We start from the raw sequence: 23,520 nt of genomic DNA on the forward strand, positions 1-23,520 counted from the left end.
GCCGACTTGGCCGAATCCCCGAGCGGGACGCGGGCCCGCTGTAGAAACGGGATATGTCCGACAACGCCTCGCCCTCCCACGATTCCGACGAGCCCGCCGACGCCTCCCGGCCCGGCGGACGGCGCGAACCCGACGACGGGGTCGACGCCCCTCCGCCCGAGTCCGAGTTCGCGGAGCCGCCGGACTACTCCGAAGATCCCGCGGAAACCGCCGAACCGAGCCCCCCGAGCGAATCCGACGCCGACCCCGACGCGGCCCCCGCCGCGCGCCGCCCGCGCCGAGCGCCGGTCCGACCGAAACCGGTCGCCACTCGCAACCTCGCACAACGCAACGCCGAGGCCCGCGCGCCCGAACCGAACGAGTCCCGCCTGACCGTCCACCACCTGCTCCGCTCGGCGGGCGTCGCCTGCCTGGTGGCGTGGCTGTGCCTGCTGACCGTCTCCACCTTCACCGAGACCATGAGCGGCGGCACCGGGGGACCGGCCGCCGTCTTCGGGGTGGTGCTGACCTTCCTGCTGACCGGCGCCGCCATCTCCGCCTCCGTCGCGTTCAAGGGCGTGCGCGTCATCCTGATCGCCCTGGCCACCGCCCTCCTGGCGGCGGGGGCCGGCTGGATGACCTTCAACGCCATGCCCGAGGCCGGGCCCGGCAGCTTCATCAGCCACCGCGCCGGCATCGCCACCCTCGCCTACGCCTTCGGCGTCATGGGCGGCTGCCTCATCGCGCTCTCCGAGTTCGTCGTCGACGGCTACGTCGGCGCCCGCGTCAAGGCCACCCGCTGGCTGCGGTGGAAGTCCGCCCTCGTCGGAGCCACCGTCGTGGCCGTCGCCGCCGTCGCCATCATCCCCGCCATGCACGAGTGGGCGGAAGGCGCCAACACCGAGGCCGAGCACAACTCGTCCCCCGTGCCCACCGGGCTGGGATCCTTCCGCGACCAGACCCGCATGGACGACGGCGTGGAGGACTTCGTCTCCGCCCCGGGCGGGCTGCTGCGCATCGACGGCGCCGACGGGACGGAGACCCCGCAGGCGGTGACACTGCTCGACCCGGTCACGGGCGACGAGTACTGGCACTACCGGCGCTGGAACTGGCAGATGGGCGGCGGACCGCTGTTCAACGACGACCGCGGCCGGGTCGCCCTGGCCGGACGCCGGTTCGACAACGCCGACGAGTACGGGGTGCGCGTGCTCGAGACCGCCACCGGCAAGCTCGTCGACGAGAAGGTCCTCTCCGAGAACCCCGGCGAGCTGGTCGCCTACGACGGCGCCCACTACGCCTTCGCCGACCGGTCCGACCCGCAGACCACGGCCGTCTCCGTCTACGCCGCCGAGGGAGGGCACCTCTGGAGGGAGCGGCTGCCGCAGAACTGCCGCGGCGTCCGCTTCTCGCAGACGCCCGGCACGCTCGTCGCCGTCGCCGACTGCTCCCCCTCGCCCGAACAGCCCGAGGCGGCCTCGTGGGTCTACGGGTACGACCCGGGAACCGGCGAGCTCCGCTGGGAGGACCGCATCGACCCGGCCTTCATCGTCGAGGAGAACGGCGTGGTCGCCACCGACGGCGCCGTCATCGTCGACGCCCGCCGCGAGACCCGCCTGACCGACGGGCCCTTCTCGGCGCGCCGCTTCACCCACCGCCTCGTGTCCATCGACACGGCCGAAGGGGAGCGAAACTGGGTGAGCAAGGCGGTCAACTTCGGCTCCACCCACACCTCCGCCTGCGGCGGAACGCTCTTCACGAACGAGACCTCGCCGCTGACCCCGCAGGCCGTCGCCGCGGCCAACGCCAAGGACCGGGCCGACGGCGGCAAGCCCGACGGGAAGGCCGGCGGAGGCACCGAGGCGACGGTCGAACAGCGCGTGCAGGTCATCGAGTGCTTCACCAAGGACGCCAAGAACCGCCTGGGCGTCCGCACCTTCTCGACCGAGACCGGCCGCCAGCTGTCGGCGGCGTCCGCCCCGATGGGCTTCAGCCCCACCGAACCGGAGACGCTCCGCAGCTGGGTGACCGTCCTGCCCGACGGCCGCACCGTCGCCGCCCTCGACAAGTCCTCCAACCAGAAGAAGCCCGCGTGCACGCTCTGGGAGGTCGACGGGAAGAAGGCCCGGGCGCTCGACGAGATGTCCGACGGCCTCCCGAAGGGCTGGTGCCACTCGGCCCGGCTGGACTCCAACGACAATGCCGTGGTCCTCTCCTACGACGATCCGGACGAGGGACGTCAGAACCTCGTCATCAACTGACCGGACCGCGCCCCGGCCTTGGCAGGCGGGCGCTGTCTATCGGAGCGCGGCCGGGCCTCGAGTCCGGACCGCTCCGCACTGTCGGAAAAGCGACCGGCGCCATATAGTGAAACAGATCACTAACGCGCAATAGTTCTGAGTGAAAGACTTAGTATCGAGCAATACATTTGATCAGACGACGATAGGCTCGAAACATGTGCGGAATCATCGGATACACCGGCGCGAAAGACCCCGTCGCCGTGGCGGTCGAAGGGCTGCGCCGGCTCGAATACCGCGGTTACGACTCGGCCGGCATCGCGCTCGCCGACAAGGGCGGCCTGCGCACCTGGAAGAAGTCCGGCAAACTCGCCAACCTGGAGGCCGCACTGGACGGGCGCGAAGCCGCCGAGGGCGACGTCCGCTCCGCCATCGGCCACACCCGCTGGGCCACCCACGGCGTCCCCTCCGACCGCAACGCCCACCCCCACGCCTCCCAAGACGGGCGGATCGCCCTGATCCACAACGGGATCATCGAGAACTTCAGCCAGCTGCGCAGCGAGCTGGCCGCCCAGGGCACCGCCTTCGCCTCGGACACCGACTCCGAGGTCGCCGCGCAGCTGCTCGCCGCCGAGTACGCCGAGGACGGCGACCTCGCCGCCGCCATGCGCCGCGTCTGCAAGCGGCTGGAGGGCTCGTTCACCTTCCTCGCCCAGGCGGCCGACCATCCCGGCCTGATCGTCGGCGCGCGCCGGAACTCGCCGCTCGTGGCGGGCATCGGCGAGGGCGAGTACTTCCTCGCCTCCGACGTCGCCGCCTTCATCTCGCACACCACCGAGGCCATCGAACTGGGCCAGGACCAGGTCGTGTCCATCTCGCCCGCGGGCCTGACCGTCACCTCCCTGGACGGCGAGGAGGTCGAGGGCAAGCGCTACTCGGTCGACTGGGACATCACCGCCGCCGAGAAGGACGGCTACGACACCTTCATGATGAAGGAGATCCACCAGCAGCCCTCCGTCGTCGCCGACACCCTGCGCGGGCGCATCGACGACAACGGGCACATCACCCTCGACGAGGTCCGCCTGTCCGAACAGGACTTCCGCGACATCGACAAGGTCTTCATCGTCGCCTGCGGCACCTCCTACCACGCCGGACTGGTCACCAAGTACGCCCTGGAGCACTGGACGCGCCTGCCCTGCGAGGTCGAGCTCGCCAGCGAGTTCCGCTACCGCGACCCGGTCCTCGACCGCTCCACGCTCGTCATCGCCATCTCCCAGTCCGGCGAGACCATGGACACGCTCATGGCACTGCGCCACGCGCGCACGCAGAAGGCCCGCGTCCTGTCCATCTCCAACACCGTCGGCTCGACCATTCCGCGCGAGTCCGACGCCGTGCTCTACACGCGGGCCGGCATCGAGGTGTCCGTGGCTTCCACCAAGGCGTTCCTGACGCAGCTGGCCGCCTGCTACCTCGTGGCCCTCCACATCGCGCAGATGCGCGGCGTCATGTACGCCGACGAGGTCGCCGACGTCGTGGCCTCGCTGACGGCCATGCCGGACAAGATCCAGGAAGTCCTGGACGGATCGGACCAGATCACCGAGCTGGCCGCCCAGATGGCCACCTCCCACCGAGTGCTCTTCATCGGGCGCCACGTGGGCTACCCCGTCGCGCTGGAGGGCGCCTTGAAACTCAAGGAGATCGCCTACATCGAGGCCGAGGGCTTCGCCGCCGGCGAGCTCAAGCACGGCCCGATCTCCCTGATCGAGACGGGGACGCCGGTCATCGCCATGGTGCCCTCCCCGGCCGGCCGGTCCCTCCTGCACGACAAGATGATCTCCAACATGCAGGAGGTCAAGGCCCGCGGCGCCCGCCTGATCGCCATCGCCGAGGAGGGCGACGACGTGACCGCCGCGCACGCCGACCACACGATCTACGTGCCGAAGTCGCCGACGCTGCTGGCTCCGCTGCTGACCACGGTCCCGCTGCAGCGGCTGGCGGTCGAGTACGCCGGCGCCCTCGGAAATGACATCGACCAACCGCGCAACCTAGCCAAGAGCGTAACCGTGGAGTAAGTAACCGTTCCTGTAACCGGCCCGCCGCGCCCTTTTCCTTCAGCGGGGCGTGGCGGGCCGTCTCCATTCCACGAGTCACCCTCACCCTTCTCTGTGTGGCGTCGCTACTCTGTTCTTATGCGCCTCAACGAACCCTGGTTGCTCATTGTGCTGGTAGCGGTACTCTCCGCTGCCATTGTCAGCCTTCTCCGCTTCACCGTGAAGTGGATCCTCCACCGAACCCATTCCGAGACCAGATCGCGCGTCCTCAACAAGGCCCTGCGGCCCGCCCAGCTCATGGCGGCCACCGGCGGCGTGCAGATCCTCCTGTTCGTCAAACGCCACCAGGACGGCTGGGGGTACAGCTTCAAGAGCGGCGACGCCGACGGCTGGAACCCGGACCTCTCGACCATCCTCATGTTCGCCACGGTCATCTCCGGCGCCTGGCTCGCCTCGAACCTGTTGTCCCTGATCAAGGACCCGGTCGAGGGTCGCTGGGGCTCGCTGGCCCAGCACGACGTGGACGGCCGGAAGCGGCGGACCCAGATCGCCGTCATGTACCGGCTGCTGGCCGCCGCCATCTGGCTCATCGCCGCCGGAATCATCCTCTTCAACGTTCCAGCGCTGCGAGTCGTCGGCACCTCGGTCCTCGCCGGCGCCGGTGTGGCCGGCGTCGTCGCGGCGCTCGCCGCGCAGACCATGCTCTCCAACATGTTCGCCGGCCTCTCGCTGGCCTTCGGCGACGCGCTCAGGTTGGAGGACGTCGTGGTCGTGGAAGGCGAGTGGGGGCGGATCGAGGAGATCACCCTCTCGTACGTCGTCATCCGCATCTGGGACGAGCGGCGGCTTGTGCTGCCCTCCAAGTACTTCTCGCAGACGCCCTATGTCAACTGGACGCGCAACGCACCCCAGGTCATAGGGACGGTGCGCATGGACGCGGACTGGCGGCTGCCGGTGGACGAGGCGCGCATCGAGCTGCGGCGCTTCCTGGAAGACCACCCGCAGTGGGACGGCCGCAAGTGCGGGATCATCGTGTTGTCCTCCGTCGGGCCGTACATGCAGCTCCGCCTCCTGGTATCGGCGGGGAGCCCCTCGGACCAGTGGGATCTGCGCTGCGCCATTCGCGAGCACATGATCTCGTGGATCGTCTCCGAACACCCCACGTGCATCCCCCGCATGCACGTCAACACCTACGACTCGGGCGCCGACGCGTGGATGGACGAGCCGCCGGTCATCTCGATCCCCCATATGCGCGACTCCGCGCGAGAACGGCAGATCGACGCCGGGGCCACCGACGACTTCCGGACCTAGGCGGAAGAGAGAACAGAACCGGCGCGCACCCGGAGAGGCGCCGAGACTCCGGGCGCGCGCCGAAGCTTCGATGAAGTGCTCTGACCGCAGAGAAGCGCAGCGCTTCCGAGACATACGAAAGGGCCGGACCCCCGCGGGGATCCGGCCCTCTCTCACGCTCAGAAGTCGAAGAGCTCTCCGAGGAAGCTCTCCCTTTTCTTCTTCTTGTACCGCTTGTCGTCGTAACGGCGGTCGTCATAGCGCCTGTCGTCGTAGCGCCGCTCCTCGCGGTACTTCGGCGGACGGTCGTCGTAGCGCGGAGCCGGCGGCGCCTGACGGGCCTGGTTGAACTGGGCCTCGGCGTCCAGCAGGTGCTCCAGCTCGCCCCTGTCCAGGAAAATGCCCCGGCAGGAGGTGCACTGGTCGATCACGATGTTGTTGCGCTCGTACTGGCGCATCTGGCCTTGGCATTTGGGACAGAGCATATCCATGGTCCGATCCTAGCGGCCCCTCACCGGCCGGGCCACATGCGCAGGTGTGCATAAGGGATTTCTCAGAACCCTAGGTCGGACGCTCAGCCCCCGTACAGCTTTCCCATAGGGTCCGCCGCGGGCGAATCCGGGACGTGCGAAGCGTCCTATTCCCGGACTCGCCCGCGGGCCGTGGAAGGCTTCGCCGTCCGCGGCGGTCGGCCGTTCAGAGCAGCGAGTCCCGCTTCAGCCTGCTGGCCCGCTCCATGCCGGCCAGGACTCCGCCGACGACCAGAGAGGCGTCGGCCCAGCCGGGGAGGCTCCACGGCGGCGACCAGTCGGGCAGGTACTGCGAGCCGATGTCCGTCTGCGCGGCGATCGCGAACAGCTGCGGGACCTCGATGACGGCGGCCGCGAGGAGCACCAGCCAGGCGGCGGCGGCCAGCGCCCGGCTGAGGGCGGGCCTCCGGCGAGCCAGCGCGGCGCGGTGGTACTCGATCGACTTCTCCGCCGGGGCCATCGGGAGGACCCGCCCGTCAGGCAGCCTCAGCCGGGCCTCCCGCACCCCGAGCATCTGAGTGCGGAAGCGCAGTTCGGACCCGTCGGGCAGTTCCCAGCGGAGCCGGGAGTCCCGGGAGGCCCGCAGGACGCCGTCGACGTAGAGCCAGACGTCCTTGTCGGTGTTGAAGAAGTCGACCTCGACCTCGTAGCGGCTTCCGAGGTGGTCGATGCCGAAGACGCTGCGTCCGAACCTCGACCAGGAGCCGAGCGGGCGCGGTCCCGTTTCCGGTGGTCGTCCCATGTCCCGCTACCTCCCCGCCTCGGCCGGACGGCGGTGCCGGAACGGCGCCTGAGCGATCCGGCGCATCGCGAACTCCGCCGGACCCTGCCGGAAGCGCTTGAGCCACAGCGTGCTCAGGACCATGAACAGGACCGAGATGAGGGCCCACAGCAGGACCGCCGACCACGGCATGGCCCCGTTCCACCTCACCGCCAGGCCCAGGCCCCAGCCGTAGCAGAGCGCGGAGGCGACGACGTTCTGGAAGATGTAGGAGGACAGCGCCGTCCTGCCCACGTTGCTCATGCCGCGTCCGACGATCCCGCGTCCGGCCTTGCCCCGCTGCACCAGGTTGACGGTGAGGGCGGCGATGCCGACGGCGATGAGCGGCGCCGCGATGTAGCGGTCGATCAGGGCGAACTCCGTGCCCGCGAAGAGGTTGCGGAAGGTGATCGCGGCTCCGATCGGCAGGCAGACCTCGGTCCAGATCCACCGGCGTCTTACGGCGGCCTTATCCGTCGCGGTGAAGAATCCGCTCCTCATCAGGAGGATGCCGCCGAGGAACATGGCCGAGGCGAAGGGGATCAGGACGATCGTCTCCATGCGGAACAGGGCGAAGTACTGGACGCGGTCGACGACCTGGTCCCACCAGGTGCCGTGCATGAAGGTCCCGGTGTCGGCCCCGGTGACCGCCAGGCCGCCGTCTCCTCGGAGGCTTCCGACCGTCACGAACGCGACGATCGCGGTCGACACGGCCGCGAAGCCGGTGAACCACCGCCGGATCGCCTTGGTGCTCAAGGTGACCAGGTAGGCCACGTGCACCGACACGAGCGCGTAGCCCATGAGCACGTCCCACTCGAAGATCAGGAGGTAGTGGATCAGGCCCTCCATGAACAGGACGGCGGTGCGCCACAGGTAGCGCGTGTACCAGGACTGCATGCGCCGTTTGGAGGACTGGTACTGGATTTCTATGCCGACGCCGAACAGGATCGCCAGCAGCGAGAGGAACTTGCCGTTGGCCAGGGCCCACAGGGCCCGTTCCGCGAACTCCATGGAGTCGGCGGCGGTGAAGAGCCCCCAGGCGCCGAGCGGGTTCATGAAGACCCAGATGTTGCTCGCGAGCGTGCCGACGATCGCGATGCCCCTCAACAGGTCGAGCGCCGCGATGCGGGCGGGGTGGTCAAGTGTGTTCGCCATACCTCGAGTGTCTTCCTGACCGGCGGAAACGGCGTCGGGCGGCGGCATGATCCAGAGGTCATCACTTAGGAGGACGCAGGGCCCCGTCCGGTGTGGTCCCATAGAACGATGGTGGAGCTCTTCTTTCGGGCCGCGCGTGAGCCCTGGCGCGAGCGGCTCTTGATCTCCGGGTACCTCGTTCTCGTCCTCCTCTACCAGATTCCGGAGGTCGAGGAGACGACCTGGGGCGATCCGCGCACCGCGCCGTGGGGAGCGGCCCTGGCCCTGTACGGTGCCGGGGCGGTCGTCCTCGCCTTCCGGGCGAGGGCGACGGTCGCGGCGTTCTTCGCGGCCATGGCGCTGCTGGCGGCGTCCTTCTTCGTGGAGACGTCGCTGCCGATCACGGTCGTGGCCGTCGACCTCATCTACTCGCTCATGGCCTACGGCCCCCGGCGCGTCTCCCGGGTCATCGCCGCCGTCCTGACCGGCTCCTGCGCCCTGTTGATCGCCCTGCTCTTCCTCTTCGAGCAGAGCGCCGAGGCCCGGGTGGCCCTGTCGCTCACCATCGGCTGCGTCCTGGTCCCCCTGCTCTGGGGGCTGCAGATCCGCACCGCGAAGGAGCGCACGGAGGCCGAGCGCACGCGCGCCGAGCTGGAGAGGGAGTCGGCCAACCACGCGCGGGACAACGCGGTCGCGGCCGAGAGGGCCCGCATGGCGCGCGACCTGCACGACGTCATCGCGGGGCACGTCTCGGCGGTGGCCTTCCAGTCCGAGGCCGCCATCATGCGGTCGAAGGACGACTCGGTGGCCCCCATCCTCGGTTCCATCCGCGAGAACAGCGTCAAGGCGCTGGAGGAGATGCGCTCGATGATCCGGATCCTCCACGAGCGCGACGACTCTCCCGACGACGAGCGCCTCGCGCCGCCCGGTTTCGGGCAGCTCGGCCTCGTCGTCGACACCGCTCGCACGGCGGGAGTCGACCTCGCCGTCGACTTGGCGGTGCCCGAGGAGATCCCGCGCCTGGTGGAGCTGGTGGCCTACCGGATCGTCCAGGAGGCGCTCACCAACGTCATGAAGCACGCCCCCGGCAGCCGGGCCTCGCTGGAGGTCCGCGCCGAGGGGCGTGACCTCGTCCTCCTGGTCCGCAACGACTTCACGGTCAAGGTTCCCGCCGCCGGAGGCACCGGCGTCGGTACAGTGAGCATGGCGGAGAGGGCCCGCACCGTGGGCGGGAGCGTCCGCTGCGGGCCCGTCGGCGACGGGTGGCGGGTGGAGGCGCGCCTGCCGGTCGGGGACCGCTCGGCGCCCGCGGACGGGGTTCTCCCGGACTCCCGACTCTCCTCCGACGAAAGGGAATGATGGCCATACGGATCGCAGTAGCCGACGACCAGGCCGCCGTCCGGGCGGGACTGAGCATGATCCTCGACGCCGCCGAGGACATCGACGTGGTCGGGGAGGCCGCCGACGGCCGCGAAGCAGTTCTCCTGGCGCGCACCGAGAAGCCCGACGTGGTGCTCATGGACGTGCGGATGCCCGCGGTGGACGGGATCGAGGCCTGCCGCCGCATCGCGGGGGAGAGACTGGCCCAGGTGCTGGTGCTGACCACCTTCGACCTGGACGAGCATGTGTACGCCGCCCTCAAGGCGGGGGCGGCGGGCTTCCTGCTCAAGACGGTCGACGCACAGGGGCTGCTGGACGCCGTGAGGCATGTGGCGGCGGGGGACGCCGTCATCGAGCCGTCCGTGACCCGGCGCCTGCTCTCGGCCTTCGCCGAGAGGGAGCCGAGCGCGGAGCCGGCCGGCTACTCGGACCTGACCGGCCGGGAGCGCGAAGTGCTGGACCTGCTGGGCGACGGCCTCTCCAACAGGCTGATCGCGCGGAGCCTGCACATCGAGGAGACCACCGTGAAGACCCACGTCTCGCGGGTGCTCACCAAGCTCGGGGTCCAGTCGCGTGTGCAGGCCGCCGTCATAGCGCGTCAGGCGCGGTCGTAGACCGCGACCTCGACCCCGGATTCCAGGACGGTGCCGTGCACCGGCTTGAACATGCCGAACTGGAAGTCGCCGTTGAACATGGAGATGCCGTCGCCGATGATGGACGGGGTGCGCTTCATGATGATGCGGTCGATCTCGGGGAACAGCGTGTGGGCGATGTTGCCGCCGCCGACCAGCCAGAGGTCGCGGCCCTGTTCCTGCTTGAGTTCCCGGACGACCTCGATCGGGTCTTCGCCGCGGATCTCCACGCTGTCGTCGACGCTCTCTTGGCTCTTGGAGAAGACGATGTGGCGCAGGTGCTCGTAGGCGTTGGTGACGCCCTGGGCGAGCCCGATCTCGTAGGAGGCGCGGCCTTCGAGGACGGTGTCGAAGGTCTTGCCCGGGTCCTCGACGCCGAGCGCCTTCCGGGTCGGGGTGGGAAGGGTCTCGGGGTAGTTCTCCTTGATGTGTTCGACCAGGTCGGGGTAGAGGGGGAAGAACTCGGATCCGCTGGGGTCCCCGCGCTCCATGCTGGCCACGTATCCGTCGAGGGTCACGGCCGCGTAGTAAATGAGTTTTCGCATGGAACCACTATAGGACGCGATGTCCGTTCACATGTCCGCCGGACGCTTCGTCCCCGACCGGGCGGTTTCCCCACCCGCGACGCTCTCTCACCTTGTGATACGGGTACCGTTGAGGCGATGGAGACAGAGCTCAGCGGACGCCGCAACGGATCGCGCCGCAAACGCGAGATCCTCGACGTCGCGGTCAAGCTGTTCGCGCGGCGGGGGTACCACGGCGTGTCGATGGACGACATCGGCGCGGCCGCGAACATCACCGGTCCGGCTCTCTACCACCACTTCAAGGGCGGCAAGGAGGAGATGCTGGGCGAGGCGCTCGTGCCCGTCTCCGAGAGGATGCTCGCCGGCGGCCGCCGCTGCGTCTCCCTGCACCGGGCCGATCCGCACACCGCGCTGGAGGCGCTCGTCGACTTCCACGTGGCCTTCGCGGTCGAGTCGCCCGAGATCATCATCGTCCACCTCCAGGAGCTGGACCGCCTGCCGGACTCCGCGCGCCGCGAGGTGCGCAAGCTCCAGCGCGAGTACGTCGAGCAGTGGGTCGGCGTGCTGGTGGAGGTGCACCCGGGGATGAAGCCCGAAGAGGCCCGCGTCCTGGCGCACGGGGCTTTCGGCCTCATGAACTCCACGCCGTACCAGTCGGTCGGGGACGAGGTGTCTCCCGATCACGTTGTGGCCCTGTTGAAGTCGGCCACCCTGCAGGCCCTGACGGCGGAGCCGGCCCGTTCTGAGCCGGCCGGCCCGGTGAACGCCGCCTGAGCGGTCGGCCTCTCGCGTCCCAGGGGACAATGGGGCCATGAGGACGCTCTACGTCTCCGATCTCGATGGGACGCTTCTGAACCGCGACGCCGCCCTGTCCGCCCGAACACGGAGGGCGCTCGGCGCGATCGCCGCCGACGGCGGGCTCTTCACCTTCGCCACCGCTCGCTCGCGTGAGAGCGCGACCAGGGTCATGGCGGGGACGCCTCTCGCGCTTCCGGCGGCCTTCATGAACGGTGCGCTGCTCGCCGTACCGGGCGACGGCGGCCTGCTCCGGGCGAACACCCTGCCTGAGGACCTGGCCCGGCTCCTCGTCGCGACGGTCCTGGAGGCCGGGCACCGCCCGGTGGTCTTCTCCGTGGACAAAGGAGGTGCGGAGCACGTGAGCTACACGCGGGTGTCCACTCCGCTGGAGAGGTTCTACTTCGGCGAGCGGAGGGCGGACGAGGACGGCCGGTTCCGCTTCGCCGACGGGTACGGAGAGGCGTTGGCGGAGGCGGTGACCGCGGTGAACGTCCTCGACTCGGAGGAGAACCTGAAGCCGCTCTATGAGAAGGCGGTCGCCGTCGACGGCGTCCGAGCGGCCCTGGCCCCGGAGGCGGCCCTGCCGGGCGGATTCTGGCTGGAGCTGAACCACCCCCTGTCCTCCAAGAGGAACGCCGTGCGGCTGTTGCGGGAGCACGTCGGCGCCGACCGCGTGGTCTGCTTCGGGGACAACCTCAACGACCTGCCCATGTTCGAGGCCGCGGACGAGGCCTACGCCGTGGCCAACGCGCATCCGGACGTGCGGGCCGCCGCCGACGGCGTGATCGGCGCGAACACAGACGACGGCGTCGCCGCGTTCCTCGCCGACAGGTTGGGGCTGGCCTTCTTAGGGCGGGCGTCGCACCGGTGCCCGCGTCCGGCCCGGCCCATCCCACTGGCCTGTGACGATAGACGTGTTCAGTCCTCGGAGCCGAGGCCCGCCTCGTAGGCGATGATCGCGGCCCGCACGCGGTTCTCGACGCCGAGAGCGGCGAAGAGCGTCCTGAGGTACTGCTTCACAGTTCCCTCGGACAGGTGCAGGTCCGCGGCGATGCGGGCGTTCGAGTGCCCCCGTCCGACACCCGCGAGGAGGTCGCGCTGCCGGGGCGTGAGAGCCCCCACCGCGGTTCGCGACGCGGCGGCCCGGCTCGGCCTCTCCCCGGTCTGGCGGCGCACCAGCCACCGGGCCACCCTCGGCGAGAACGCGGCGCCGCCGCTCGCCAGAGCGCGGACTCCCGCCACTAGGTGGTGCGGGTCGTCCGATTTCAGGAAGAAGCCCAGCGCCCCCAAGCGGATCGCGTCGGCGATATAGGACTCGTCGGAGAAGGTCGTCAGCATGGCGGCGGGAAGCGACGGCTTCTCCCGGGCGATCCGCTCGAGGACGCCGATGCCGTCCAAGCGGGGCATCTGGACGTCCAGGAGGACCACGTCCAGCAGCCGGCTCCGCGCCAAGTCGAGGGCCTCGACTCCGTCGGAGGCCTCGGCGACGACCTCGATCCCGGCGGAGGTCTCGAGGATCCCGGCGATTCCCTCGCGCACGAGCCGGTCGTCGTCGGCCAGGAGCACTCGCGTCGGGCGGTCGGAGCCGCCGTCGCGCTGTTCGGAGTTCGCCATCAGGAGAAGACCCTATCAGTCGCGACGACCGCGCCGTCCGCGAAGCAGACCCGGTAGACGTCCACGCGTTTGAAGAAGCTCAGTTCGTCCTCGTAGTACTTGCACTCGGCCCCTTCGGGTTCGGGCACCAGCGACCGCGGCGCGTCCAGCATCTCCGACGGCGGCAGCTTCCGCACGGTCTCCCCTTCGCCGTCGCCGACGCTTATGGACTCGAACTCCTCCGGCGGCAGGACGGAGGTGAGGTTGGCGTAGACGAAGTACCCGCCCGTGACGAACACCAGTATCGCGACCATGGCCAGGGGCACCAGCCACGCCTGGCGGGTCTCCTTGCGGCGGCCGTGCTCGGCCTCGGTCGCCTCGGCGGCCAGCCGGTCGACGCGCGACGACTCGCGGTCGGCGGCATCGTCCGTGGGCACCGCCTCGCGCGGCAACTCCACCGTGAGGGCGAAGACCTCGCCCCGGTCCACTTCCAGGGTGCCGCCGAGCAGGGTCGTCCGGTGCCGGAGCGCGACCAGGCCGTGGCCGGTCGGATCGGAGGACGCCCCTCGCGGGGAGACCGCGTTGGACACCGTGAGCCGCACCCTTTCCCCCGCCCGTTTCGCCTCGACGCGGACTTCTGCCCCCGGCGCGTGCTTCGCGGCGTTGGTCAGGGCCTCTTGCAGCGTCCGCAACAGGGCCGCGTGCGTGTAGTCGTTGACGGAGTCCTCGAGGCCGGGTTCGACCGCGCTTCGCACGGCGACGCCGGAGGCGAGCGCCCTCTCGACCACGTCGTCGATCCGCAGGCCGCTGAGCGACGCGGTGACGCTGGAGTCCCTCTGGCCCAGGAGGCGGACCGTCTCGCCGAGCTCCTCGGCCGCGGAGGCGGCGTTCTCGCGGATCCGCTGCAGCTCGGCCCGGGCCTGGGGCGGCAGGTCCTCGTCGAGGGAGAGCCGCGCGGCCTGCACGGCTATCAGGGTCAGGCGGTGCCCCATGCCGTCGTGGATCTCGCCGGCCATCGCCTCGCGTTCCCGGGCCACGGCCCGCTCGACCTGGGAGTCATGGTCGCGCGCCTCGGCGAAGGCCAGGTCCCAGGCTCGTCGGACATAGCTCTTCCGGGCGCGGACCAGCGCCGCCACGAGGGAGGCGGCCAGGAAACAGAAGCCGTAGAAGGTTCCCGTCATGAGGCCGACGATCGAGTCCGACCACGCGAACTGGCCGACGAAGGTCGACGTGATGAGCATCGAGGCCACGCCGACGGTGACCGTGGGCAGGGACAGCCGGGACAGGACGGCGCCCACGCCGCCGAGCGTCGCGAGGACGGCCATGACCACCGGTGACTGGTCGCCGGTCCACAGCACGACGCAGCCGACGAGGATTCCCGCCAGCGCGGCCGCCAGGGCCCGCCGCCAGGTCGGCGGCCCGTGTCTCGGAGTGGGATGGGTGTCGGGCATCGTTCCATCCTAAGGAGCCGTGTTCGGGGCCGGGTACTAACGAAAGCGAACACCGCGCCTCGCTTTCGGTACTGCCGGGGCCTCCGCGATCGGCATAGCGTGGGCCCCATGCTCGACCACATCGCTGAACTGCTCGACGCCGCAGGGGATTACGGCCCGATCGTACTGGGCGTCGTCTTCGTGCTCGCCGTCCTCGAAGCCGTGTTCGGCCTCGGCGCCATCGTTCCGGCCGAGACCGCAATCGTGCTCGCGGCGATGGCCCTGGCCGGATCGCCCATGCTGCTGGCCGCCGTTCCGATCGCCGCCGCCGGGGCGTTCCTCGGCGACCAGATCGGCTACGCGGTCGGGCGGCGGTTCGGGCCGAGACTGTCCGGGTCGCGGGCGGTGCGGAAGGTCGGGGCGCACCGGTGGGACGAGGCGACCCGATTCGTCAGGCGGCGCGGAATCCCCGTCATCGTCGTCGCGCGCCTCCTGCCTGGAGTCCGGACCCTGGTCTCGGCCGCTGCGGGGGCCTTGCGGCTCGACTACCGGCGGTTCGCGGCGGCGACGGTCCTCGCGTCGCTGGCCTGGTCCGCGCTCTGGGTGCTCGGCGGTGCCCGGATCGGGTCGACGCTTCTGGACCTGTCCGACGGCGTTCTGGCGGTCGTTATGGCCGCGGCGGGGGCGGCCATCGTCGGAAGCGTCGTGTTCCGCCGGGTCAGGGGGCGGTCGTGAGCCGGGCGTCTGACCCGACTGCGGAGAGGTCGTCGTGGCGGACCGTGCCCAATCTCGTGACGCTGCTCCGTTTCGCGCTGGTATTGCCGATCACGGCACTGATCCTCTCGGGCGGGCATGCGGTGGAGACCGCCCTGTTGACGGCGGTCTTCGGTGCCACCGACTGGGTGGACGGGTGGCTCGCCCGGCGCCTCGGCCAGGTCAGCCGGGTCGGGGAGGCGCTGGACCCGATCGCGGACCGGGTGGGGATCGTCTGCATCGCTGTCGCGTTGGCGGCCGCCGGCACCGTGCCGTGGTGGTCGATCGCCGTCTTCCCCGCCGTGGACCTCGTCGTCGCCGGGGTCTTCGCGTTCCGGCGGCGGGAACACGAGCTAGATGTCAGCCGCATCGGCAAGCTGCGCACCGGGATCGCCATGGTCGGCATCGTGGTCGCGATCCTCGGCGAAGCGCCCGGAATGGAGTCGGCCCTGACGGTCGGGCAGGTCGCGATCGCGGCGGCGGCCCTTTTGCACATAGTCGCGGGGGCTGGGTATCTGCGGCATCTCCTGCGGCCGAAGGATGGGGACCACGGCCGTCATGCCGACCGGAGCGACCTTGCCGGAGTCAGCGTCGACGGTGGCTTGTAGCCCTTCTATCGCAGGGCCGCAGCCCGGTTCGTCATCCGAGGGAGCCTCTTCCGCCATGATCGTCGAAGTCCGTGCCGTCCGTGCCGTCCGTGCCGTCCGTGCCGTCCGTGCCGTCCGTCGGGCCCGTCGCATTCGTACTCTCCTCGGTTATGGCTTCGGCCTCTCGAAGCCAACCGCGTACCGCCCCGCCCATGACGACCAGGACGAGGAAGACTGCGGCCATGCCGGCGTATCCGGTGAAACGGGCAGTCCATGTCGGATGGGTTCCCAGCGAGAAGGCGATCGTGATCGCAGGGCCGAGCACTACCATCGGCCAGTATTCCCTAAGAGAGGCCTTGGCACTGGCCAAGGCGGCCTTCGCCTCCCTCATCAGGACCTGCCCGATGCGGGAGCGGGCGCGGCACCCCTCATCCGATCCGGATGGGCGGCGGCCAGCCCCTCCCAGTCCTCCCGTCGGCAACTGCGCTTGGAGACGTGGGTCTTCGTGCAGGTTCCGTCGGCGTGGACGATGTACAGGCGATCGCGGTGCACAGAGAACCGCTCTCGCTTTCTCAACGTGCGATCGCGGCGGCGGGCGCCCCGGGCGGTGTGGAAGATGCCCTTCCGTGTCACTTCGGCCCACGGTTTCCGCATGATCGCGAAGTGAAAGGCGATGCCGCCGCCGATGAAACCGGCGATCAGGACGCCGTATCCGCCATAGGCGCTGAAGAGTCGGCCGTCCCGGGCGAGGAGTGCGGCCAGCAGGCCACAGAAGGCGACGAAGACGAGATAACCGGAACGGGAATGGTGGAGCTTCACGGGAGGGGTCCTTCGAGGTCGGGTCGAGGGGTTCCCTCGATCGTATCGCCTTGCGAAATCGGCCCGACCGGTGGCGGAACGCGCCGCGCAGCCGGCGGAGGCCTTGCCGTCGGCCGCCGGTGACCGGCGCTGCCGTACGTGAAAAGTCCATGAAGAGCCGAGCAATGATGTCAGTGCCGCGAGGGCCGACCCTCCGGCGGCCCGGCAGACCTGAGGGAGGAGAGAGCCTGTGGCTGAGGGTTACAGCATAGACACTGAGCAAGTGCGCACCGGCGCCGAACGATATCGGCAGATCAGCGAAGAGTTCGACGGAGTGGCCGAGTACGTCGCCGACACCGACGGCGACTCGTCGTTCTTCGGCGTGATCGGTGAGCCCTTCATGGACAGATACTACGAAGGCGCCGAGAAGGTTCGGACCATGATCCAGGGTCTCGGGCCCGCGGGGGCCGGTCTGGGAAGGCTGATGGACACCGCCTGCGAGACCTATGAGACCGCCGACCGGTCGAACGAGGCCCGGTTGGAAGAGATCGTCGGGGAGATCGGCCGGTGAGCGACTACGAACCGATCGTCGACCTGTCGGACGCGCCCGGCCAGAGGGCGGAATGGGGCGTCGGCGACGGCGAAGGCCTGTTCAACGGGAGCTTGGAAGAGAACGTCGTGGCGGCCGGCGGGTACGTTCCCGTGGCGGGTCCCGTCGTCAAGGCCGCGGTGGCCATCTCCAACACGACGGACTCCTGGTCGCGCCTGTTCGAAGGAGAGGCGTCGCGCCAGGACCTGTTCGCCGTCGCGACGAACATCCTGGACGTCGTCAACGAGGTGGCGGGCCTGGTGGGAGAGCTCAAGGGGCTGGCGAACCAGGACTACCTCGGGATGCTGGCGTCCTGGGTGGTCGGAACCCAGCTGGAGTTCCTCACCAAGAACTTCCAACCGGTGGAGGACGCGTACGGGTACGTCGTGGGAAATCCAGGTCGTCTCAAGACCGCCGGCGCGATGTGGAAGGAGGCGGCGAGCGCGTTGGACAGCCTGGCCGAGGGCTACCGCGAGGTCGCCGACGAGACCATACACCCGGCTTGGGAAGGCCATACCGGCGCCGGCGCCATCACGCGCAGCCAGGACTTCATCGACGCCATCAGCGTCACCGGCGGGGTCGCCACGCAGCTGGGCTCCCTCGTCGAGGTGTACGCCGACTTCTCCACGAGGTTGATCGACCTCTTCAACCAGATCATCACCAACCTCGTCGCGGCGATCTTCGACGCGCTCAAGGACGTCGCGACCAAGGGATGGGGAGCCGCCGTCACGGCCGCCATCGACATTCAGATCTTGATCATCCAGGTCGTGGTTCAACTGACGGCGATCATTCTCCAGGCGATCCAGATATTCATGATGGGGAAGGACATCACCGAGAAGCTGGAAGAGGTCTTCGACGACATGATGGAGCTGATGGGGCTCCTGACCGATGCGTGAGCCATACGGCGGATGAGAGAAGGGAAGACATCATATGGGCCAGGGACCCCTGTTCGATACCGCGGCGTTCCGACGGATCGCCGAGGGCATCGAGATCGAGGAGGCCGCTGAAGACCGTTCCGTTGCGGTGCGGATGGGCCCCAACCACAGGGTCGACGAGATCTCACTGAGCTCCCGGGCGCTGCGCAAGGGCACGGACGAGCTGAGCGAGACGATCCTGCGGCTCATTCGAGAAGCGGGAACCGAAGCGGACGCGGAGAACCGGCGGGCGGTCTCGGAACTGTTCGACGATCGTGAAACGGAGTGGAGACGATGACGGGCGGGAAGATCGGCGACGGCGGTTTCGAAGCGGCCATCCGGCACTTTCAGGAGCTGAACAAGTCGATGTCCGAACAGCTGGAGGTGCTCAAGGCGCTGCGTGACGACGTGGACTCCATGGAGACGACGGTGACCGACGTGCAGGGCCACGTGTCGGTGACGGTGGTGCGCGACGGGGAGATCGGCGCGCTGGACATCGCGCCGGCGGCGCTCAAGCAGGGGGAGGCGCTGGGGCCGTTGATAACGGAGACCATTGGAAAGGCCCAGGCGGAGCACATCGAGCGCCGGGCGGACCGCCATCCCGACATGGCCTGAGTCGGGGAGCGCCCGGACGCCGCCGGTCCTCGGGCCCGCTCCGGTGGTCGTCGGCGGACTTCCGAACCGCCGGGCGAAGACGCTCCGCAGGGGCGCAAGCGCCCCTGCGGAGATCCGCTGGGACTCCGTCGGTGCTGTCAGCGGAAGTCGTCGGCGTGGTCGGCGGCCCACTGCTCGAAGGTGCGGGCCGGCTCCCCGGTGACGGCCTCCGAGGTGCCGCCGTAGCGCAGTACCTCTCCCGAAGCGAGCATGTCGAGCAGTTCGACGGGCATGAACTGCTCGGCCACGGCGCGCGGCAGGTCCTCCACGGCGATGTCCTTGCCGCGGGCCTCGCCGATCAGCTCGATCTGCCGGCGCTGCGTCAGGTGGCCCGGCCCGTCCACCAGGTACGCCTTCCCCTCATGCCCGTCCTGGGTGAGCGCGGTGAACGCCACCTTGGCGATGTCGCCCTCATGGATCGGGTTGACCTGGGCGTCGGGGTAGGGGACTCGGACGAGGTCCTCCTCGACGATCGACTCCCTCCACCACAGCGCGTTGGTCGCGAACATGGCCGGGCGGACGAAGGTCCAGGGAATGCCCGACTCCTCAACGGGCACTTCCCCCTTGCGATGCGAGCGCCCGATCTCGTTGTCGCCTCCGTCCGGTCCGGACACGGCGGCGGAGGACAGGAGGACGATGTGCTCGACCCCGCTCTTCTTCGCGGCATCGACGACGTTCCCCACGTTCTCCTGGCCGGCGTAGAGGAAGACCTTGTCGACGCCTTCCAGTGCGGGGGCGAGGGTCTCGGGGGCAGCGGGGTCGAAGAGGACGCACTGGACGCCCTCCGGAAGCGGGGTGTTCTCCGGGGCGCGGCTCGCCGCGCGAACCTCGGTCCCGTGGTCGAGCAACTGGCGGATGAGGCTGCGCGCGATGGCTCCGCGCGCGCCGGTGACGAGGACGGTCATGGCAGGGTGTTTCCTTTCTGCGGGTGTTCGGCGCCCTCGGCCAGTGCGCCGAGGATGCGCTTGAGGGTGCTGAAGTAGCGGTGTTCGAACTCGGGGTCGTCGATGTCGACGCCGAAGAGCCGGCGGGCGGTGTGGGAGAAGGCGGTGGGGGCGAACGTCATCCCCATCAGCGCCAGTTGTAGGGCTGCGGTGTCGACGTCGGCGGCGATCTCGCCGCGCTCCTGGCGCCGTTTCATGCGCTCTTGCTCGATGTCGACGTCGGCCTGGGTCTCGTCGTCGGGGGTCTCGCCGGACAGGGCCTGCCACAGGGCGAGACGGACGAACCGGGGGTCGGACAGGGAGTTGTGGAGGTACCAGCGCAGCAGTTCATCCGGCGGGACGTCCGCGTTCGCGTTCTCGTATTCCGTTTCGAGGCTCTCGCGGTGCATGGCCCGGTAGAGGCCTTCCTTGCCGCCGAAGTAGTAGCTGATCAGCTGCTTGTTCACGCCGGCCCGGGCGGCTATCTCTCCGACGCGGGCGCCGCTGTACCCCTTGGCGGAGAACTCCGTCAGGGCGGCGTCGAGGAGTTTCTGCTTGGTGCGCTCGGCGTCGCGCACGCGCTCGCCCGCTTCGGGAGAGCGCCGGGTCGGCGTTTTCGGTTCCACGCCAAGACCGTAGCACATAATCAACCAAAAGGATAATAAAAGTATCCAGGTGGATGATACGGGAGTTTCCGGTTCCGGGATGGCGCTCCTAGGAAGGCCCCGGGCGGTCACCGGACCGACGCGAGCGTAAGGAGACCGTTGCCGCCGGGGACGGCCGGAACGAGAGATCGACGGCCATGCGTCCAGCGCCTCGTCGTTCTTGAGGGAAGGCGAGGGCACGACCGGGGTGGATCGCGGCCGGTTCCGCGACCATTTCGGGCCCTCGCCTGTTACGGCACGGTCCGCAACTCCCGGGCAATCAGGACCACCAGGTACGCGCCGCCGATGACGACGGTGACGACGCCGACCGGCACCGTCAGCGGGATGGCGTGCTGGGCGATGAGGTCCGCCCCGAGCAGCAGGGCACCGCCCATGGCAGCCGAGGCGGCGAGCGGAATGCCCGCTCCCGCCACGAGCCGCCGTGCGATCTGCGGAGCGGCGAGTGCCACGAACGCGACCGGACCGGCCACGGTGGTCACCACGGCCACCAGCGCGACGGCGACGCCGATCAGCGCCAGTCGGGACCGGACCAGTCCGATGCCGGTCGCCGTGGCCACGTCGTCTCCGAGGCTCAGCTGCTTCAGCGGCCTCACCAGGAATGCGCAGAGCGCCAAGAGGATCGCGAGGACCCCTATGGCGGGCCACGCGGTCTCCTCGGTGACGTTGTTGAGGCTCCCCGCTCCCCAGGCCGCCGCGAAAAGGGCCGTCTCGAGGTCGGCGCGCAAGAGCATCCAGCTGTTGAGGGAGGCCAGCATGGCGGAGACGCCGATGCCGATGACGATGAACCGGAAGCCCCGCAGCCCGTCGCGGGCGGCGAGGAGGGCGATGACGACGGCCGCCGCCAGCCCTCCGAACAGGGACCCGGCCATGAGGAGCGGCCAGCTCCCGCCCAGCAGCAGGAGGGCGAGGATCATGCCGGTGAAGGAGCCGTTGGCCAGGCCCACGATGTCCGGGCTGGCCAAGGGGTTGCGGGTGAGGGTCTGGAAGACGCCGCCGGCCACGGCGAGCGCGGCGCCGAAGACCACGGCCGCCGCGACGCGGGGCAGGCGCCATTCGAGCACGACGGTGGCGGCGAGGCCGTCGACCCGTCCGGTGAACGCGCCGATGACTTCGGCCGGGCTGACCGGGAACTCGCCGAGCGTCAGGCCCAGGACGGCGAGGGCGGCGGTCGCCGCGAGGACGGTGATGGTGACCAGAAGCGCTCTCATGTGGACGACCACATGCGCGCGGTCGCCGCCGATCCGCACCCGGCCCCGGTGGAGCCCGGTCGTACCGGCCGTCGTTCTGTCCGTGCTGGATACGGTCATAGGGCGCTGGCCTTCCGTCGTCGGACGAGCGCGATCAGCACCGGGGCGCCGACGAACGCGGTGACGATGCCGGCGGGCATCTCGCTGGGGGCGACCGCGATCCGTCCGAGGATGTCGGCCCCCAGGACGAGTATCGGCGCCGCGATCATGGATCCGGCGAGGATGTGGCGCTGGTCGACTCCGATCGTCCACCGCACCGCGTGCGGCACCATCAGCCCGACGAAGCCGATCGGTCCGGCGATCGCGGTGGCGCCTCCGGCGAGGAGCGTCGTCGCGGCGATGATGACGACGGTCATCCGTTTGACGTCGATGCCGTGGGAGCGCGCGACGTCGCGGCCCAGTGCGACCGAGTTCAGCGCGGGTGCTGCCAGGGCCGCGAGGACGAGGCCGGCGAGGATGATCGGGAGTACCGGGAGCACCACGTCGACGCCGCGTTCCAGCAGGCTGCCGGCGTTCCAGCCGCGCATGCGGTCGAAGGTGTCGGGGTTGGTGAGCGCGATGCCGGTGGTCAGTCCGGAGAGGACGGCGCCGAAGGCGACGCCCGCGAGCGTCAGGCGGACCGGGTCGGCCGACGCCCCGCCGGCGCCGCCGATGGTGTAGACGACGATGGTCATGACGAGCGCGCCGCCGCAGGCGAGCCACACGTAGCCGATGGGCGCGGTGACTCCGAAGAAGGCTATGCCGACGGCCACGGAGAACGCGGCTCCGGCGTTGACGCCCAGGATGCCGGGGTCGGCGAGGGGGTTGCGGGTGAAGGCCTGGATGAGCGCCCCGGCCGCGCCGAGGGCGACTCCGACGACGATGCCCGCGAGGGTGCGCGGGAGGCGCTGCTGCCAGACGACGTACCGGGCCTCGTCGCCGCCGTCGCCGAGCAGGGCCTGCCAGAGGTCGCCGGGCGGGATCGGGTTGGAGCCCACCAGGATCGAGAGAAGGACCAGGGCGGCGAGGACGGCGGCGGCTATGGTCCACCAGACGAGGCGGCGGGCCGGAACGGCCCGCCGCCTCGGGGCGTCAAGGGTGGTCATCTCAGGATTCGGCGAGGATGCTCTCGAGGTCGTCCAGGACCGTCATGCCTCCGAGCGGGCCGACGCCGGTGATCCAGAAGGCCCGGTCGACCAGGTGCGGGTTCGACAGCGCGTCGGCGTTGTCGGAGACGGACTTCGGCATGGTCGACGGGTCGTCGACGTCGGTGGTGGTCACCAGGACGAGGTCGGCCTCGGCGTCGAGGACGTTCTCGGGCGAGATGTCGAGGGAGATGTCCTCCCAGTCGTGGTCGGGGGTCGTGAACCCGGCGCACTCCAGGGTTCCTCCGGCGAAGGACCCGGGGCCGTACAGGGTCAGGACCGCGTCGCGCGGGCGGATGAGCTGTGCGGTCTTGCCCTCGGTGCCGTACTCCTCGGCGATCTCGTCGCAGCGGGCCTCGTAGTCGGCCATGAGTGTGTCGGCGCCCTCGGTGTCTCCCAGAGCTTCGGCCACGAAGTCGACGTTGTCCTGCCACGGGTCGGTCTGGGTCTCCATGAACGCCGTCGCGGTGATGTCGCTGAGCTGGTCGTAGAGCGCGGAGTGGCGGGACTCGGTGCCGAGGATGAGGTCCGGTTCCAGGGCGGCGACGGCTTCCACGCTCGGTTCGGGGACGGTGCCGACCATTTCGATGTCGGAGGCGTCTTCGCCGAGGTAGGCGGGGACGCCGGTCTTCTCGTTCAGGACAGCGGCGCCGACGGGCGTGACGCCCAGGGCCATGGCGGTGTCCAGCTGGACGGGTTCGAGGACGACCACGCGCTGCGGGTCGACCGGCACTTCGGTCTCGCCTCTGGCGTGGGAGAAGGTGCGCGTCTCGGTGTCGCTGGACCCTTCGGAGGATCCCGTTCCCGAGCAGGCCGAGAATCCCAGTGCGGCGATGACGGACAGGGCGGCGATTCCGACGGCGCGGGTCCGGCGGTGGGGCGTGTCGTGCATGAGGCTTCCTTCGTGGCCGGCGCGGTGCCGTCCCGGGGT

The 23,520-nt window shown here is 69.7% G+C and carries 26 protein-coding genes; 13 read left to right on the plus strand and 13 right to left on the minus strand.

What is annotated here, in order from left to right:
• Positions 1–53: 53 nt before the first annotated feature.
• The 3 genes from ACFTE1_RS20990 (at position 54) to ACFTE1_RS21000 (ending at position 5,575) form a co-directional block, all read left to right on the plus strand.
• The gene (locus tag ACFTE1_RS20990) at positions 54–2,237 is read left to right on the plus strand and encodes an outer membrane protein assembly factor BamB family protein (protein WP_380617743.1); all 2,184 of its coding nucleotides are present in this window, start codon (positions 54–56) and stop codon (positions 2,235–2,237) included.
• 194 nt (positions 2,238–2,431) lie between these two features.
• Positions 2,432–4,285 (plus strand): glutamine--fructose-6-phosphate transaminase (isomerizing), encoded by a 1,854-nt coding sequence (glmS, locus tag ACFTE1_RS20995; RefSeq protein WP_380617742.1) that lies wholly within the window; start codon positions 2,432–2,434, stop codon positions 4,283–4,285.
• A gap of 117 nt (positions 4,286–4,402) precedes the next feature.
• Positions 4,403–5,575, plus strand: a complete 1,173-nt coding sequence (locus ACFTE1_RS21000) for a mechanosensitive ion channel family protein (RefSeq protein ID WP_380617741.1) — start codon at positions 4,403–4,405, stop codon at positions 5,573–5,575.
• 158 nt (positions 5,576–5,733) lie between these two features.
• Here ACFTE1_RS21000 and ACFTE1_RS21005 read toward each other — a convergent pair whose 3' ends face one another.
• The 3 genes from ACFTE1_RS21005 to ACFTE1_RS21015 form a co-directional block, all read right to left on the minus strand.
• A complete protein-coding gene (locus ACFTE1_RS21005; protein ID WP_380617740.1) occupies positions 5,734–6,045 on the minus strand; it encodes a TFIIB-type zinc ribbon-containing protein in 312 nt (103 codons plus the stop codon).
• Between the two features lie 205 nt (positions 6,046–6,250).
• Positions 6,251–6,826 carry a hypothetical protein gene (locus tag ACFTE1_RS21010; RefSeq protein WP_380617739.1) on the minus strand — a complete coding sequence of 192 codons (576 nt, stop codon included), beginning with the start codon at positions 6,824–6,826 and terminating at the stop codon, positions 6,251–6,253.
• Positions 6,827–6,832: 6 nt separating this feature from the next.
• The gene (locus tag ACFTE1_RS21015; RefSeq protein WP_380617738.1) at positions 6,833–7,999 is read right to left on the minus strand and encodes a DUF418 domain-containing protein; all 1,167 of its coding nucleotides are present in this window, start codon (positions 7,997–7,999) and stop codon (positions 6,833–6,835) included.
• Between the two features lie 108 nt (positions 8,000–8,107).
• Here ACFTE1_RS21015 and ACFTE1_RS21020 point away from each other — a divergent pair, with 108 nt between their 5' ends.
• Together ACFTE1_RS21020 and ACFTE1_RS21025 are read left to right on the plus strand one after the other, a co-directional pair.
• The gene (locus ACFTE1_RS21020; RefSeq protein WP_380617737.1) at positions 8,108–9,337 is read left to right on the plus strand and encodes a sensor histidine kinase; all 1,230 of its coding nucleotides are present in this window, start codon (positions 8,108–8,110) and stop codon (positions 9,335–9,337) included.
• Entirely contained in the window at positions 9,337–9,972 is a 636-nt protein-coding gene (locus ACFTE1_RS21025) for a response regulator (protein ID WP_380617736.1), read from the plus strand. The genes ACFTE1_RS21020 and ACFTE1_RS21025 overlap by 1 nt, the downstream gene beginning before the upstream one ends.
• Here ACFTE1_RS21025 and ACFTE1_RS21030 read toward each other — a convergent pair.
• The gene (locus ACFTE1_RS21030) at positions 9,957–10,535 is read right to left on the minus strand and encodes a dihydrofolate reductase family protein (RefSeq protein ID WP_380617735.1); all 579 of its coding nucleotides are present in this window, start codon (positions 10,533–10,535) and stop codon (positions 9,957–9,959) included. The two genes, ACFTE1_RS21025 and ACFTE1_RS21030, sit on opposite strands and share 16 nt — an antisense overlap.
• Before the next feature lie 117 nt (positions 10,536–10,652).
• On the opposite strand from ACFTE1_RS21030, the gene ACFTE1_RS21035 reads away from it, so the two are divergent.
• Together ACFTE1_RS21035 and ACFTE1_RS21040 are read left to right on the plus strand one after the other, a co-directional pair.
• Positions 10,653–11,288, plus strand: coding sequence for a TetR/AcrR family transcriptional regulator (locus tag ACFTE1_RS21035; RefSeq protein ID WP_380617734.1), 636 nt, complete (start codon positions 10,653–10,655; stop codon positions 11,286–11,288).
• A 37-nt stretch (positions 11,289–11,325) separates the two neighbouring features.
• Positions 11,326–12,261, plus strand: a complete 936-nt coding sequence (locus tag ACFTE1_RS21040) for an HAD family hydrolase (protein WP_380617733.1) — start codon at positions 11,326–11,328, stop codon at positions 12,259–12,261.
• Here the strand turns inward: ACFTE1_RS21040 and ACFTE1_RS21045 are convergent.
• Together ACFTE1_RS21045 and ACFTE1_RS21050 are read right to left on the minus strand one after the other, a co-directional pair.
• Entirely contained in the window at positions 12,231–12,926 is a 696-nt protein-coding gene (locus ACFTE1_RS21045) for a response regulator transcription factor (RefSeq protein ID WP_380617732.1), read from the minus strand. The two genes, ACFTE1_RS21040 and ACFTE1_RS21045, sit on opposite strands and share 31 nt — an antisense overlap.
• Positions 12,926–14,356 carry a sensor histidine kinase gene (locus tag ACFTE1_RS21050; RefSeq protein WP_380617731.1) on the minus strand — a complete coding sequence of 477 codons (1,431 nt, stop codon included), beginning with the start codon at positions 14,354–14,356 and terminating at the stop codon, positions 12,926–12,928. The genes ACFTE1_RS21045 and ACFTE1_RS21050 overlap by 1 nt, the downstream gene beginning before the upstream one ends.
• A 108-nt stretch (positions 14,357–14,464) precedes the next feature.
• Here ACFTE1_RS21050 and ACFTE1_RS21055 point away from each other — a divergent pair, with 108 nt between their 5' ends.
• Both ACFTE1_RS21055 and ACFTE1_RS21060 read left to right on the plus strand, forming a co-directional pair.
• Positions 14,465–15,070, plus strand: a complete 606-nt coding sequence (locus ACFTE1_RS21055; RefSeq protein WP_380617730.1) for a DedA family protein — start codon at positions 14,465–14,467, stop codon at positions 15,068–15,070.
• Positions 15,071–15,114: 44 nt separating this feature from the next.
• On the plus strand, positions 15,115–15,696 hold the full coding sequence (locus tag ACFTE1_RS21060; protein WP_380617729.1) for a CDP-alcohol phosphatidyltransferase family protein: 582 nt from the start codon (positions 15,115–15,117) through the stop codon (positions 15,694–15,696).
• 31 nt (positions 15,697–15,727) lie between these two features.
• Here the strand turns inward: ACFTE1_RS21060 and ACFTE1_RS21065 are convergent, their stop codons facing one another.
• A complete protein-coding gene (locus tag ACFTE1_RS21065; protein WP_380617728.1) occupies positions 15,728–16,066 on the minus strand; it encodes a hypothetical protein in 339 nt (112 codons plus the stop codon).
• Positions 16,066–16,494, minus strand: coding sequence for a hypothetical protein (locus ACFTE1_RS21070; protein WP_380617727.1), 429 nt, complete (start codon positions 16,492–16,494; stop codon positions 16,066–16,068). The genes ACFTE1_RS21065 and ACFTE1_RS21070 overlap by 1 nt, the downstream gene beginning before the upstream one ends.
• Before the next feature lie 229 nt (positions 16,495–16,723).
• Here ACFTE1_RS21070 and ACFTE1_RS21075 point away from each other — a divergent pair, with 229 nt between their 5' ends.
• The 4 genes from ACFTE1_RS21075 to ACFTE1_RS21090 are packed head-to-tail and all read left to right on the plus strand — an operon-like array spanning position 16,724 to position 18,591.
• Positions 16,724–17,044, plus strand: a complete 321-nt coding sequence (locus ACFTE1_RS21075) for a type VII secretion target (RefSeq protein ID WP_380617726.1) — start codon at positions 16,724–16,726, stop codon at positions 17,042–17,044.
• Complete coding sequence (locus tag ACFTE1_RS21080; RefSeq protein ID WP_380617725.1) at positions 17,041–17,958, plus strand: hypothetical protein; 918 nt, start codon at positions 17,041–17,043, stop codon at positions 17,956–17,958. The genes ACFTE1_RS21075 and ACFTE1_RS21080 overlap by 4 nt, the downstream gene beginning before the upstream one ends.
• A 34-nt stretch (positions 17,959–17,992) precedes the next feature.
• Positions 17,993–18,274, plus strand: coding sequence for a YbaB/EbfC family nucleoid-associated protein (locus ACFTE1_RS21085; RefSeq protein ID WP_380617724.1), 282 nt, complete (start codon positions 17,993–17,995; stop codon positions 18,272–18,274).
• The gene (locus ACFTE1_RS21090; RefSeq protein ID WP_380617723.1) at positions 18,271–18,591 is read left to right on the plus strand and encodes a YbaB/EbfC family nucleoid-associated protein; all 321 of its coding nucleotides are present in this window, start codon (positions 18,271–18,273) and stop codon (positions 18,589–18,591) included. The genes ACFTE1_RS21085 and ACFTE1_RS21090 overlap by 4 nt, the downstream gene beginning before the upstream one ends.
• Positions 18,592–18,728: 137 nt before the next feature.
• Here the strand turns inward: ACFTE1_RS21090 and ACFTE1_RS21095 are convergent, their stop codons facing one another.
• The 5 genes from ACFTE1_RS21095 to ACFTE1_RS21115 form a co-directional block, all read right to left on the minus strand.
• Positions 18,729–19,535 carry an SDR family oxidoreductase gene (locus ACFTE1_RS21095; RefSeq protein ID WP_380617722.1) on the minus strand — a complete coding sequence of 269 codons (807 nt, stop codon included), beginning with the start codon at positions 19,533–19,535 and terminating at the stop codon, positions 18,729–18,731.
• Complete coding sequence (locus ACFTE1_RS21100; protein WP_380617721.1) at positions 19,532–20,179, minus strand: TetR/AcrR family transcriptional regulator; 648 nt, start codon at positions 20,177–20,179, stop codon at positions 19,532–19,534. The genes ACFTE1_RS21095 and ACFTE1_RS21100 overlap by 4 nt, the downstream gene beginning before the upstream one ends.
• 269 nt (positions 20,180–20,448) lie before the next feature.
• The gene (locus tag ACFTE1_RS21105) at positions 20,449–21,525 is read right to left on the minus strand and encodes a FecCD family ABC transporter permease (protein ID WP_380617720.1); all 1,077 of its coding nucleotides are present in this window, start codon (positions 21,523–21,525) and stop codon (positions 20,449–20,451) included.
• Positions 21,522–22,550, minus strand: a complete 1,029-nt coding sequence (locus ACFTE1_RS21110; protein ID WP_380617719.1) for a FecCD family ABC transporter permease — start codon at positions 22,548–22,550, stop codon at positions 21,522–21,524. Before ACFTE1_RS21110 ends, ACFTE1_RS21105 begins: the two co-directional genes overlap by 4 nt.
• 1 nt (position 22,551) lies before the next feature.
• On the minus strand, positions 22,552–23,481 hold the full coding sequence (locus tag ACFTE1_RS21115; RefSeq protein ID WP_380617718.1) for an ABC transporter substrate-binding protein: 930 nt from the start codon (positions 23,479–23,481) through the stop codon (positions 22,552–22,554).
• Between the last annotated feature and the right edge of the window lie 39 nt (positions 23,482–23,520).

Origin of the sequence: Salininema proteolyticum, assembly GCF_042685645.1 — a bacterium.
In the GTDB taxonomy this organism is placed as follows: Bacteria; Actinomycetota; Actinomycetes; order Mycobacteriales; family Micromonosporaceae; genus Salininema; species Salininema proteolyticum.

What these genes read in the sequence shown, in the direction of transcription:
- ACFTE1_RS20990 (WP_380617743.1), top strand. Translation starts at nt 54, where the DNA reads ATGTCCGACAACGCCTCGCCCTCCCACGATTCCGACGAGCCCGCCGAC.
- glmS (WP_380617742.1), top strand. Translation starts at nt 2,432, where the DNA reads ATGTGCGGAATCATCGGATACACCGGCGCGAAAGACCCCGTCGCCGTG.
- ACFTE1_RS21000 (WP_380617741.1), top strand. Translation starts at nt 4,403, where the DNA reads ATGCGCCTCAACGAACCCTGGTTGCTCATTGTGCTGGTAGCGGTACTC.
- ACFTE1_RS21005 (WP_380617740.1), bottom strand. Translation starts at nt 6,045, where the DNA reads ATGGATATGCTCTGTCCCAAATGCCAAGGCCAGATGCGCCAGTACGAG.
- ACFTE1_RS21010 (WP_380617739.1), bottom strand. Translation starts at nt 6,826, where the DNA reads ATGGGACGACCACCGGAAACGGGACCGCGCCCGCTCGGCTCCTGGTCG.
- ACFTE1_RS21015 (WP_380617738.1), bottom strand. Translation starts at nt 7,999, where the DNA reads ATGGCGAACACACTTGACCACCCCGCCCGCATCGCGGCGCTCGACCTG.
- ACFTE1_RS21020 (WP_380617737.1), top strand. Translation starts at nt 8,108, where the DNA reads ATGGTGGAGCTCTTCTTTCGGGCCGCGCGTGAGCCCTGGCGCGAGCGG.
- ACFTE1_RS21025 (WP_380617736.1), top strand. Translation starts at nt 9,337, where the DNA reads ATGGCCATACGGATCGCAGTAGCCGACGACCAGGCCGCCGTCCGGGCG.
- ACFTE1_RS21030 (WP_380617735.1), bottom strand. Translation starts at nt 10,535, where the DNA reads ATGCGAAAACTCATTTACTACGCGGCCGTGACCCTCGACGGATACGTG.
- ACFTE1_RS21035 (WP_380617734.1), top strand. Translation starts at nt 10,653, where the DNA reads ATGGAGACAGAGCTCAGCGGACGCCGCAACGGATCGCGCCGCAAACGC.
- ACFTE1_RS21040 (WP_380617733.1), top strand. Translation starts at nt 11,326, where the DNA reads ATGAGGACGCTCTACGTCTCCGATCTCGATGGGACGCTTCTGAACCGC.
- ACFTE1_RS21045 (WP_380617732.1), bottom strand. Translation starts at nt 12,926, where the DNA reads ATGGCGAACTCCGAACAGCGCGACGGCGGCTCCGACCGCCCGACGCGA.
- ACFTE1_RS21050 (WP_380617731.1), bottom strand. Translation starts at nt 14,356, where the DNA reads ATGCCCGACACCCATCCCACTCCGAGACACGGGCCGCCGACCTGGCGG.
- ACFTE1_RS21055 (WP_380617730.1), top strand. Translation starts at nt 14,465, where the DNA reads ATGCTCGACCACATCGCTGAACTGCTCGACGCCGCAGGGGATTACGGC.
- ACFTE1_RS21065 (WP_380617728.1), bottom strand. Translation starts at nt 16,066, where the DNA reads ATGAGGGAGGCGAAGGCCGCCTTGGCCAGTGCCAAGGCCTCTCTTAGG.
- ACFTE1_RS21085 (WP_380617724.1), top strand. Translation starts at nt 17,993, where the DNA reads ATGGGCCAGGGACCCCTGTTCGATACCGCGGCGTTCCGACGGATCGCC.
- ACFTE1_RS21090 (WP_380617723.1), top strand. Translation starts at nt 18,271, where the DNA reads ATGACGGGCGGGAAGATCGGCGACGGCGGTTTCGAAGCGGCCATCCGG.
- ACFTE1_RS21095 (WP_380617722.1), bottom strand. Translation starts at nt 19,535, where the DNA reads ATGACCGTCCTCGTCACCGGCGCGCGCGGAGCCATCGCGCGCAGCCTC.
- ACFTE1_RS21105 (WP_380617720.1), bottom strand. Translation starts at nt 21,525, where the DNA reads ATGACCGTATCCAGCACGGACAGAACGACGGCCGGTACGACCGGGCTC.
- ACFTE1_RS21110 (WP_380617719.1), bottom strand. Translation starts at nt 22,550, where the DNA reads ATGACCACCCTTGACGCCCCGAGGCGGCGGGCCGTTCCGGCCCGCCGC.
- ACFTE1_RS21115 (WP_380617718.1), bottom strand. Translation starts at nt 23,481, where the DNA reads ATGCACGACACGCCCCACCGCCGGACCCGCGCCGTCGGAATCGCCGCC.